At 68.7% G+C, this 9,678-nt stretch carries 13 protein-coding genes; 7 read left to right on the top strand and 6 right to left on the bottom strand.

Features of this window, described 5'->3' with window-relative positions; translation table 11 throughout:
- Positions 1 to 160: 160 nt before the first annotated feature.
- A complete protein-coding gene (locus ACFVAV_RS34180) occupies positions 161 to 1,141 on the bottom strand; it encodes a GlxA family transcriptional regulator (protein WP_379039786.1) in 981 nt (326 codons plus the stop codon).
- A gap of 51 nt (positions 1,142 to 1,192) precedes the next feature.
- Here ACFVAV_RS34180 and ACFVAV_RS34175 point away from each other — a divergent pair, with 51 nt between their 5' ends.
- Positions 1,193 to 1,588 carry a cupin domain-containing protein gene (locus ACFVAV_RS34175; protein WP_379039785.1) on the top strand — a complete coding sequence of 132 codons (396 nt, stop codon included), beginning with the start codon at positions 1,193 to 1,195 and terminating at the stop codon, positions 1,586 to 1,588.
- 35 nt (positions 1,589 to 1,623) lie between these two features.
- On the opposite strand, the gene ACFVAV_RS34170 is transcribed toward ACFVAV_RS34175, so the two are convergent.
- Positions 1,624 to 2,088, bottom strand: coding sequence for a MarR family winged helix-turn-helix transcriptional regulator (locus ACFVAV_RS34170; protein WP_379039784.1), 465 nt, complete (start codon positions 2,086 to 2,088; stop codon positions 1,624 to 1,626).
- 73 nt (positions 2,089 to 2,161) lie between these two features.
- Between ACFVAV_RS34170 and ACFVAV_RS34165 the strand changes: the two genes are divergently transcribed.
- Positions 2,162 to 3,139 (top strand): pirin family protein, encoded by a 978-nt coding sequence (locus tag ACFVAV_RS34165; RefSeq protein WP_379039783.1) that lies wholly within the window; start codon positions 2,162 to 2,164, stop codon positions 3,137 to 3,139.
- A gap of 135 nt (positions 3,140 to 3,274) precedes the next feature.
- Positions 3,275 to 3,571, top strand: coding sequence for an excalibur calcium-binding domain-containing protein (locus ACFVAV_RS34160; RefSeq protein ID WP_379039782.1), 297 nt, complete (start codon positions 3,275 to 3,277; stop codon positions 3,569 to 3,571).
- 69 nt (positions 3,572 to 3,640) lie between these two features.
- Here ACFVAV_RS34160 and ACFVAV_RS34155 read toward each other — a convergent pair whose 3' ends face one another.
- A complete protein-coding gene (locus ACFVAV_RS34155; protein WP_379039781.1) occupies positions 3,641 to 3,874 on the bottom strand; it encodes a DUF3618 domain-containing protein in 234 nt (77 codons plus the stop codon).
- 71 nt (positions 3,875 to 3,945) lie between these two features.
- Here ACFVAV_RS34155 and bcp point away from each other — a divergent pair, with 71 nt between their 5' ends.
- The gene (gene bcp / locus ACFVAV_RS34150) at positions 3,946 to 4,419 is read left to right on the top strand and encodes a thioredoxin-dependent thiol peroxidase (protein ID WP_189032858.1); all 474 of its coding nucleotides are present in this window, start codon (positions 3,946 to 3,948) and stop codon (positions 4,417 to 4,419) included.
- Positions 4,420 to 4,423: 4 nt separating this feature from the next.
- On the opposite strand, the gene ACFVAV_RS34145 is transcribed toward bcp, so the two are convergent.
- On the bottom strand, positions 4,424 to 5,146 hold the full coding sequence (locus ACFVAV_RS34145; RefSeq protein ID WP_379039779.1) for a TetR/AcrR family transcriptional regulator: 723 nt from the start codon (positions 5,144 to 5,146) through the stop codon (positions 4,424 to 4,426).
- Between the two features lie 119 nt (positions 5,147 to 5,265).
- Between ACFVAV_RS34145 and ACFVAV_RS34140 the strand changes: the two genes are divergently transcribed.
- Together ACFVAV_RS34140 and ACFVAV_RS34135 are read left to right on the top strand one after the other, a co-directional pair.
- Entirely contained in the window at positions 5,266 to 6,216 is a 951-nt protein-coding gene (locus tag ACFVAV_RS34140; RefSeq protein ID WP_379039778.1) for an ATP-binding cassette domain-containing protein, read from the top strand.
- Positions 6,213 to 6,992 (top strand): ABC transporter permease, encoded by a 780-nt coding sequence (locus ACFVAV_RS34135; RefSeq protein ID WP_379039777.1) that lies wholly within the window; start codon positions 6,213 to 6,215, stop codon positions 6,990 to 6,992. Before ACFVAV_RS34140 ends, ACFVAV_RS34135 begins: the two co-directional genes overlap by 4 nt.
- 100 nt (positions 6,993 to 7,092) lie before the next feature.
- On the opposite strand, the gene ACFVAV_RS34130 is transcribed toward ACFVAV_RS34135, so the two are convergent.
- Positions 7,093 to 8,298 (bottom strand): hypothetical protein, encoded by a 1,206-nt coding sequence (locus tag ACFVAV_RS34130; protein WP_379039776.1) that lies wholly within the window; start codon positions 8,296 to 8,298, stop codon positions 7,093 to 7,095.
- Positions 8,299 to 8,598: 300 nt separating this feature from the next.
- On the opposite strand from ACFVAV_RS34130, the gene ACFVAV_RS34125 reads away from it, so the two are divergent.
- Positions 8,599 to 9,216 (top strand): TetR family transcriptional regulator, encoded by a 618-nt coding sequence (locus ACFVAV_RS34125; RefSeq protein WP_379039787.1) that lies wholly within the window; start codon positions 8,599 to 8,601, stop codon positions 9,214 to 9,216.
- A 13-nt stretch (positions 9,217 to 9,229) separates the two neighbouring features.
- Here the strand turns inward: ACFVAV_RS34125 and ACFVAV_RS34120 are convergent, their stop codons facing one another.
- Positions 9,230 to 9,667, bottom strand: a complete 438-nt coding sequence (locus tag ACFVAV_RS34120) for a holo-ACP synthase (protein ID WP_189032848.1) — start codon at positions 9,665 to 9,667, stop codon at positions 9,230 to 9,232.
- Between the last annotated feature and the right edge of the window lie 11 nt (positions 9,668 to 9,678).

Below are 9,678 nucleotides of genomic sequence, written 5' to 3'. Positions count from 1 at the left end.
CCGACCCGGTGACGTCGTAGTTGAGCTGGATGCCGTTGAGCGAGACGAGGGGCATGCGCCGGACACTACCGCTCCGCGCTCGCGACGGTTCCGACCGACCATCGTGCGCTGGGGTCGACGAGATCTCCGAACTGCTCGACCGGCACCGGTTCCCGGCAGGTCATGCGGGTCGGGTACGGAACTGCCTGCGGTAGGCGGTCGGGGTGAGGCCGGTCGCGGCGGCGAGGTGGGTGCGCAGGTTCACCGCGGTGCCGAGGCCGCTCGCGGTCGCGACCTGCTCCACGGAAAGGTCGCTTGCTTCGAGAAGTCGGCGGGCGTGGTCGAGGCGGCGGGCGGTGAGCCAGGCCAGCGGGGTGCAACCGAGTTCGGCACGGAAGCGGCGATGCAGGGTTGCCACGCTCACACAGGCCGTGGCCGCGATGTCGGCGACCGTAATCGGTTCGGTCGCATGGTGCTCGGCCCACTCCACCGTCGACGCCAGTGACGGACCGGGATCGCGGGGCACCGGGCGCTCGATGAACTGGCGCTGCCCGCCCCGGCGGTGCGCGGCGAAGACGAGACGGCGCGCGACTGTGGTCGCGATCTGCGCGCCATGGTCGCGGCCGACCAGGTACAGGGCCAGGTCGAGGGCCGCCGCGCTGCCTGCCGAGGTGAGAATGTCGCCGTCGTCGATGAACAGCACGGCATCGTCGACCTCGGTGCCGGGGAATCTGCGCCGGAATTCGGGCGCCCATTGCCAGTGCATCGTCACGGTACGGCCGGTCAGAACCCCGGCTTCGGCGAGCGTGAACGCCCCGCTGCACATGCCGACCAGCCGCGCACCGCGCGCGTGCGCCCGCGCGATCGCCGCAAGCACAGCCGGATGCCGCGGTGTCGCGGTGTCCGGACGATTGGGCACGATCACCGTGTCGGCGGAGTCGAGCAGGGCCAGGCCGGCCAGGCCGGTCATCGTGAAGAAGTTCTGCCGCATCGACACCTCGCGCCGGTGGGCGCAGAGCCGGAAGTCGTAGAGCAGCCCACCGACCTCGGGCCGGTCGATGCCGAACACCTCGGTCATGCAGGCCAGCTCGAACGGGTTGGACCCCTCGTCGACGAGCGCCGCGACCCGGTGCAGTCCCGGCTGCGAGAAATCTTTCGACATGCGTCATTCATCGCACTGTTCGAGCACCGACCGCAACCGCGACCATGAGGCATGACCGATCGACCGAAGAATCTCGACACCGCGCTTGCCACCTTCGACGCGCTGTGGAGCCCACGCATTCTCACCCGCGTCAACGACTGGGATGTGCGGCTGGCCAAGGTGCGTGGCGAGCATCTCTGGCACGCCCACCACGACACCGACGAGTTCTTCCTCGTCCTCGACGGCACACTCGACATCGACCTGCGCGAGCCGGAAGCTCCGCCACGACGAGTCACCCTGCACCGCAACGACACCTACGTCGTGCCGCGCGGTGTCGACCACCGCCCATCCTCCGCGGACGGTGCGACGCTGATGTTGTTCGAACCGTCCGGCACCCTGACCACGGGCGACTACGTGGGCGAGGTCCCCGACCACATCACCGCGACAACGGGCACCGCCCTCACCTGAACCATCGGCCGGGGTTGCCCGGATGCGCGAAACCGTTATCCGGGCAATGATGTCCGATCGTCGCTCGCCGCGATCACCTTCTCCGACAGCGTCCGCAGCGCGGTGCTCTCCCGCTGGGTCAGCCGGTCGACGAACAGATCCCGCACCAGCTCGACATGCTCGGGCGCGGCCCGGCCGAGCACCGCGCGCCCCTCCTCGGTCAGCGAGACCACGATCCCGCGGGCATCGTCCTCGGCGGGCCTGCGGTCGACGAGGCCGCGCGCCGCCATCCTGGCCAGCTGCTTGGAGAGCCGGGACTTGTCCCAGCACACCTCGCCGGCGAGTTCCTTGGCCCGCATGCACCCGTGCGGCGTCGCCGACAGCGGCACCATCAGCTCGTAGTCGGCCATCGACAGACCGTGCTCGGCCAGACCCGCCGCGATCGCCGCGTCCAGACGCTGGCGCATGCGGATATAGGCCTGCCAGGTCTGCTGCTCTTCCTCGGACAACCATCGGGTCACGGGAATGATCCTAGAACCCAGTTGGTTGACATGGAAACAAAGCGACCGCAGATCCATCCAGGAGGCGCATCCCATGCCCGCAATCACCGTCGACGACATCATGGTGCTGCCCCGGCTGCCCCGCCCCGACGTCACCGAGACCCAGCGATCCGTCCGTCAGATCGTCACCGCCTCACGCCAGCAGGAAGGCGCGGGCTTCGAGGTGACCCGGCCGTTCCCGAGCGTCGACCTGCGCTCGGCCGACCCCTTCATCCTGCTCGACCAGATGGGTCCCGTCGCCTACGAGCCCTACGAGGCCAAGGGCGCGCCCTGGCATCCGCACCGCGGCTTCGAGACCGTCACCTACATGCTCGACGGCACCATGGTCCACCACGATTCGCAGGGTGGCGGTGGCGTCATCAGCGAGGGCGATACGCAATGGATGACCGCGGGCTCCGGCATGCTCCACGACGAACTGCCCGAGGAGAAGCTCGTCATCTCCGGCGGCACCTTCCACGGCATCCAGCTGTGGGTCAACCTGCCGCGGGCGAACAAGTTCGCCACCCCGCGTTACCAGGACCTGCGCGCGAGTGAACTGACCCTGGTCAGCTCGCACGACGGCGGCGCGCTCGTCCGCGTCATCGCCGGTGAGCTCGCCGGTTTCACCGGACCCGGCTCCACCTACACCCCGATCGCCTACGCCCACGCCTCGCTCGTGCCCGGCGCGCAGCTGGAAACACCGTGGCCGAAGGACTTCACCGCGATGGCCTACGTGCTGTCGGGCAGCGGCACCGTCGGCGTCGATCGCAGGCCGATCAGCACCGGGCAACTGGTGGTCTTCGGCAAGGGCGACGCGATCACGCTGACCGCCGACACCACCCAGCGCAGCACCACCGGCGACCTCGAGGTGCTGCTGCTCGGCGGAATGCCGTTGCGCGAACCGGTGATCCAGTACGGGCCATTCGTCATGAACACCCGCGAGGAAATCATCGAGGCGATGGAGGACTTCCAGGCGGGCCGGATGGGCACCATCCCGGCCGAACATCTGACCGGACGACGCCTGGGCGAATAACCGACCGTCTGTCGCGGCGATCTGGTGGGGCCCACGCGGTTGACAACCGGACGCCCCGTCACAAAGGTGGACGGGGCCGCCCGGCCACGAAGTGCCCGGGCCCACAACCGAACCGCCGCAGACATAGAGGAATCAATGAACGTTCGCCGGCTTACCGTCAGCCTCGCCGTCGCAGGGCTGTCCCTGCTCGCCGCCCCCGCCGCCCACGCCGATCAGGTGACCGGGTCCTCGGGCACCGGCTCTTCCAGCTTCGATTCCATCCTGAACGCGACCGGCTCGGCCAACCTGGTCCAGACCGGTTCGGCGGGCGGTGCCTTCCGCAACTGCGACGAGGCCATCGCCGCGGGCCGCGCCCCCCTGTTCCGTGGCGAGGCAGGCTACTCCCCGCACCTCGACCCCGACGGTGACGGCTTCGCCTGCCCGACGGTCTGAGTCAGTACCGAAAAAGAACACCCGATGTGGCCGCGGCCACATCGGGTGTTCTTTTTGTGCCGCCGGAATTCAGCGGCGGAAGATCTTCACCAGGACCAGGCTCGCCACCAGGGCGCCCGCGCCGATCAGTGTGTATTTGACCTTCGGCTCGTTCAACTTGGCGACCACCATCGCCTTGGTGTCGTCTGCGATCCGCTGCGGATCGGCGCGCACCGCCAGTTCGTCGAGCGTGGTCGCCAACCGGGCGCGCGCGATTTCGATCTCGCGCTCGATCCGGTCGGTGTCGTCCTTGGCCACCGTCACCTCCAGTATGTGTCTGCTCGCCGACGAGTCTATCCATGCCTTCGCCGGACCCGGTCGGATACCGTGCGGTGGTGACCGACAACCATCGCCTCTCCCCCGGAGACACCGCACCCGATTTCACGCTGCCCGACGCCGACGGCAAAGACGTGTCGCTGTCGGACTACCGCGGCCGCAAGGTGATCGTCTACTTCTACCCTGCCGCCAGTACGCCCGGCTGCACCAAGCAGGCCTGCGATTTCCGCGACAATCTGGCCGAACTCGGCGGCGCGGGCCTCGACGTCATCGGCATCTCGCCGGACAAGCCCGCCAAGCTGGCCAAGTTCCGCGACGCCGAGGGCCTGAACTTCCCACTGCTGTCCGACCCCGAGCGCGACGTGCTGAAGGAGTGGGGCGCGTTCGGCGAGAAGATGATGTACGGCAAGACCGTCACCGGCGTGATCCGCTCGACCTTCCTGGTCGACGAGCAGGGCAAGATCGAACTCGCCCAGTACAACGTCCGCGCCACCGGCCACGTCGCCAAGCTGCGCCGCGACCTGTCCGTGTAGCGAGTCAGGCGAAGGTGCGGATGAAGACCTCGTAGCCGTCGAGCAGCCGCGCCAGACCGAACTCGAAATCGGCTTCTTCCCAGTCGATCTCGTCGTCGTGGAAGGCGGAGGCGGACAGCGCGGCCGACACCGAGGGAAAGCGCTGCGGGTCGAGCACCCTGGCCATCACCGAGGCGAAGTCGCCGTCCTCCTCCGTCTCCATGTCCCGCACGGCCCGCCGCTTGGCCACCACGAACATCGACAGGTTCATCACCAGCTGTAGCTTGACCGGCTCGGGGACCGCCGTCTGGCCGAGCACCCGCAGACCGGTGTCGAGCCAGGCCATGTTGTTCGGGCCCAGTGGCGGCCGGTTCAGTGGGACGTCCACCCACCACTGGTGCAGACCGATCCGCTCGAACTCCGCGCGCGCCCACTGCTCGAGACCGGCCCGCCACGGCGTCCCCGGCGCGATGGCGGGCGGCGTGCCGACCACCCGGTCCATCAGCAGATCGATCAGCGTGTTCTTGCTGTCGACATAGCGATACAGCGACATGGCCGTGAAGCCGAGCTGCTTGGCGACCCGGTTCATCGACAGCGCCGCGTACCCCTCCGTATCGGCCACCGCGACGGCCGCGTCCAGAATCTGGTCGAGGGTGAGCCCGCGCCGGGGGCCGCGCGCGCCCGGCTGCTCCAGACCCCACATCAGCTCGACCGCTTTCGGTAACGCCGTGTCGCCGGACGTCGTCATCTGCTCCCAGCCTCCTCCGCTCCGCTCGACTCTATCGTCACCGGACTCTTGCGCTCATGAATTGTTTACTCTATAAACTGTGTTTACTGCATAAACAGTTTCTCGATCGGAGAGAACTCATGACACTCGAACCACCGCCCGCGCTCTCGGTCCACCAGGTGCGCAAGGCTTTCGGTGCGCACGTCGCCCTCCACGACCTCGACCTGGAGATCCCGCCGGGAACAGTCTTCGCACTGCTCGGACCCAACGGGGCGGGCAAGACCACGCTGGTCCGCATCCTCACCACCCTGATCCGCCCCGACCGCGGCGGCGTGCGCGTGTTCGGGCACGACGTGGTCGCCGAGGCGGATACCGTGCGCGGGCTGATCGGCGTCACCGGGCAGTACGCGGCCGTCGACGGGGTGCTCACCGGCACCGAGAACCTGCGTCTGACCGGCAGACTGCTCCATCTGGGCACGGCCGAGACAGCGCGCCGCAGCGCCGAACTGCTCGACCGCTTCGATCTCGTCGACGCCGCCGACCGTCCGGTCGCCTCCTATTCCGGTGGCATGCGCCGCAGACTCGACCTCGCCATGAGCCTGATGGGGCGGCCGCGGATGGTCTTCCTGGACGAACCGACCACCGGTCTCGATCCGCGCAGCCGCCGCGATCTGTGGGCCGCGATCCGGGAACTCGCGGCCGAGGGCACGACGATCGTCCTCACCACCCAGTACCTGGAGGAGGCCGACCAGCTCGCCGACCGGATCGCGGTACTCGACGGCGGTGTCATCGTCGCCGACGGCACTCCCGAGGAGCTCAAACGGCTCGTCCCCGGCGGACACCTGCTGTTCCGCTTCCCCGACCACCGCCTGCTCACAGCCGCAGACCGAGCTGTCGCAGGCGGCCACGCCGAGCCCGACCAGCTGACGCTGCAGGTCCCCGCGAGCGGCGGCACCGCGCAGATCAAGGACCTGCTCGACCGGTTCGCCGCCCTCGACATCACCGTCGAACAGCTGACCGTGCACACACCCGACCTCGACGACGTCTTCTTCGCGCTCACCGGGCAGCCCGGCCAGGCCGTGGCCGCATGAACACCCCGGCCTCCGTATTGCGCGCCGCCAAGGACTCCACCACCATGCTGGACCGCAATATCCGGCACACCCTGCGCAGTCCCGACACGATGATCATGACGATCGCACTGCCGGTGATGATCCTGCTGATGTTCGTCTACGTCTTCGGCGGCGCGATGGAAGTGGGTCCCGGCGCCTACATCGACTACGTGGTGCCCGGAATCATCCTGCTGTGTGCGGGTTTCGGCGCATCCACCACCGCGGTCGCGCTGTCCACCGATCTCGCCGAGGGCATCATCGACCGGTTCCGTGCCATGGCCATCGCCCGCTCGGCGGTGCTCACCGGGCACGTCGCCGAGAGTGTGCTGCGCAACCTGATCACCTCGGGAATCGTGATCGGGGTGGCGGTGCTGCTCGGTTTCCGGCCGACCACCGATCCGCTCCGGTGGCTCGGCGTGCTCGGCGTGCTCGCGATGTTCGTGTTCGCGCTGTCCTGGCTCTCGGCCGCGCTGGGCTTGCTCGCGCGAAACCCCGAGGCGGCGAACGGCTTCACCTTCGTGTTCATGTTCCTGCCGTACGTGAGCAGCGCGTTCGTGCCGACCGAGTCGATGCCGTCCTGGCTGCACGCGTTCGCCGAGAACCAGCCGGTGACGCCCGTGATCGAGACGATGCGCGGGCTGCTGATGGGCACCCCGATCGGCGACAGCGCACTGCTCGCCGTGCTGTGGTGCGCGGGCATCGCCCTCACCGGGTATCTCGCGGCCGGTGCGTTGTTCCGACGCCGAACCAGCACCTGACGACACCGCGGCGTGAGCACGAGCGAGGGGCCGCGCGGCGTATCGCGCGGCCCCTCGCGGGAGCTGACTTGCTCGGCGGTCGCCGCATGCGGGCCTGGGGTCAGTCGGCCGAGGCCGAGCGCGGGCCCTCCGGTACCGGCGCCTGGGCAGGCTGCATCCCCAACGGGATTCCTGTGCCCGGCAGGGTCGGCGCCGCGGCCGGAGTCTGCGGGACCACCGGGGCCGCCGGTTCCAGGGGCAGCGGATCATCCTGCGGCGCATCGCCGTACAGCTGGGTGGGGTATCCCAGCGGGAACTGGCCTGGGTCGACCAACTGCGGGTTCGGCGACACCGTCTCGTACGGCGTGGTGTCCGTCGGCTCGGTCGCCGGGCTCACCTGCAACCCGCTGCCGCCGCCGACACCGCCGGCCGAACCGGTGTCGGCGGTCTCCTGAATACCGGACACCTGCGGCGCCACCGGCACGGCCGGGCTCGCACCCGGCTCCGACGACACCGCGGTGTTGTCGACCCCCTGCGGCCCGCCGTTCATCACCGCGTACGTACCGCCCGCGACCAGACCGCTCGCCATCAGGCTCGCCGCCGCGGCGACCATCGCCATGCCCCGCTTGGAGTGGGTAGCGGCCGCGACCGGCACATCGGTGGCGTCACCGAGCGCGACCAGCGCGGCGCCCGCGGCCGGTGCGAACGGGGCCAGCCGGCACGGCAGCACCGGCACCCCGAACCCGGCGACCGCCTCGCGCACCGCGGGTGCGTCGGCGGAGGAACCGACGAGCACCACCGCGCCCGGCCGCACCGAGGCCGCCTCGAACTGGTCACGGGCCGCTGACACACCTGTGCGCAGCGCGTCCGGAGTGGGCGCACCGGTCTGGGAGAAGGCGGCGAGCACCCGGTGCCTACCCGGATCGAGCAGCGTCATCGCCTGGTAGCCGGGCACCGCCTCGTAGACCAGCAGGTTGTCGAACTCGTCGAGCCAGGTCATCGCGCCTGCGACGAACAGGTGCGCCGATTTGGCCGAGACCAGCGAGGCCGTGTGCCACGGCGTGGCGGCGAGCCGGGTGACGATCGCGCGCCGCTCGGCGGCATCGCGGTAACTCACTGCCACCCCGGCGATCTCGTGCTCGTCGTCGAGTTCGGCGGCCATCGTGTCCAGCGCCACCTGCACCGCCGCGGCGATCTCCGCCTTACTGTCCCCGCCCGCACGCACGGTGCGCCGCAGCAGCATCCGGTCGGTGAGAGTGTCGCCCGCCTCCGCGAAGGCCACCGCGTGCACGGCGCCTCGCTCGGTGCTGACGCCGAGAGTAATCACAGATCCTGCAGCCACAAGTCTTGCCTTCCCACGGGGCAGATAACTTCGCGGTAGATCGGTTGCGGCGAGAGATCACCGCGAATAAGCGTGCGGATGCACGCACGCTCATCTGATGATTCGTCACCAGCATCGGCGTGGATGGGAGCAATTTCTCCCGGTTGTTGACACGCTGTCGGTAGACGTGTGTCGGGGATGTGTGTATACCGCTAGCCTGGATGGGTGGAAGTACACGCGCAGGCCCGGTCCAAGCAGAGCCGTCCGGACCCTGCGCTGGAGTTGCAGGACGATCCGCAGGAGCTGATGCCGCGCAAGCGGCCGACGCAGGAGCGCAGCAAGCGCAAGTTCGACGCGCTGCTGCAGTCGTCGCGGGAACTGCTCGTCGAGGTGGGCTTCGAATCGTTCACCTGTGAAGAGGTCGCGCAACGCGCCGAGGTGCCGATCGGCACGCTCTACCAGTTCTTCGCCAACAAGTACGTCATCGTCTGCGAGCTCAATCGGCAAGACCTGGTAGCGGTTTCCCGTGAGCTGGCCGACTTCCACGGCGAGATCCCCTCGCTGGACTGGTTGCGGCACATGAACCAGTTCGTCGACCACCTGGCGAATCTGTGGACCACCGATCCCTCGCGCCGCGAGGTGTGGCTGGCCATGCAGTCGACCCCGTCCACCCGGGCGACGGGCGCGCTGCACGAGAAGGAATTCGCCGAGGTGGTCTCGCAGATGCTGCGGCCACTGACCCCGCGCACCCCGCGCGCCCGGCGCACGATGATGGCCGAGGTGCTCGTGCACGTCGTCTACTCGATGCTGAACTTCTCCGTGCAGGACGAGCAGTCCAATGCCGACGCGGTCGCCGAACTCAAGCGCCTGATGGTCGCGTATCTGCTTGTCGCGGAGAAAGAATCGCGCACCGCCACGGAGTGACGGTGCGCGAGGTCTAGCGGGTCGTTTCCCTGCCTTCGATCAGGTCGGCGAGTTCACCCGGGTCTTCCAGAACCACCATGGCGGCTGCCGTGTCGCCGTCGTGGGTCAGGGACAGGTGGACCCGCGCGCGCGGCAGGAACTCCGCGGCCAGGCCGTGCAGTTTGATGCTCGGCCTGCCCCAGGCGTCGTTGACGACTTCGATCAGCGGATACGGGTTGTCCCCGATTTGCGGGCTGCGCGCGAAGCGAGACGATGCCCAAGCCTTGAGCACCGCCTCCTTCGCGGCCCAGCGTGCGGCGAAGCTGCGGGCCGGGTCCGTCTGCTTGCTCTGGCAGTAGCGGCGTTCACCAGCGGTGAAGCTCTCCCTGAGCATCGTCGTCCCCGACCGTTGCAGCTGTTCGGCGAACTCGGAGATGGTCACCAAGTCCAAACCGATACCGAGAATCGTCACGAAGCGGCAGC

It is taken from the genome of Nocardia sp. NPDC057663 (genome assembly GCF_042799895.1).
GTDB lineage: Bacteria > Actinomycetota > Actinomycetes > Mycobacteriales > Mycobacteriaceae > Nocardia.
The sequence above is the reverse complement of the archived record's forward strand: the minus strand, read 5'-3'. Positions and strand labels throughout refer to the sequence as shown.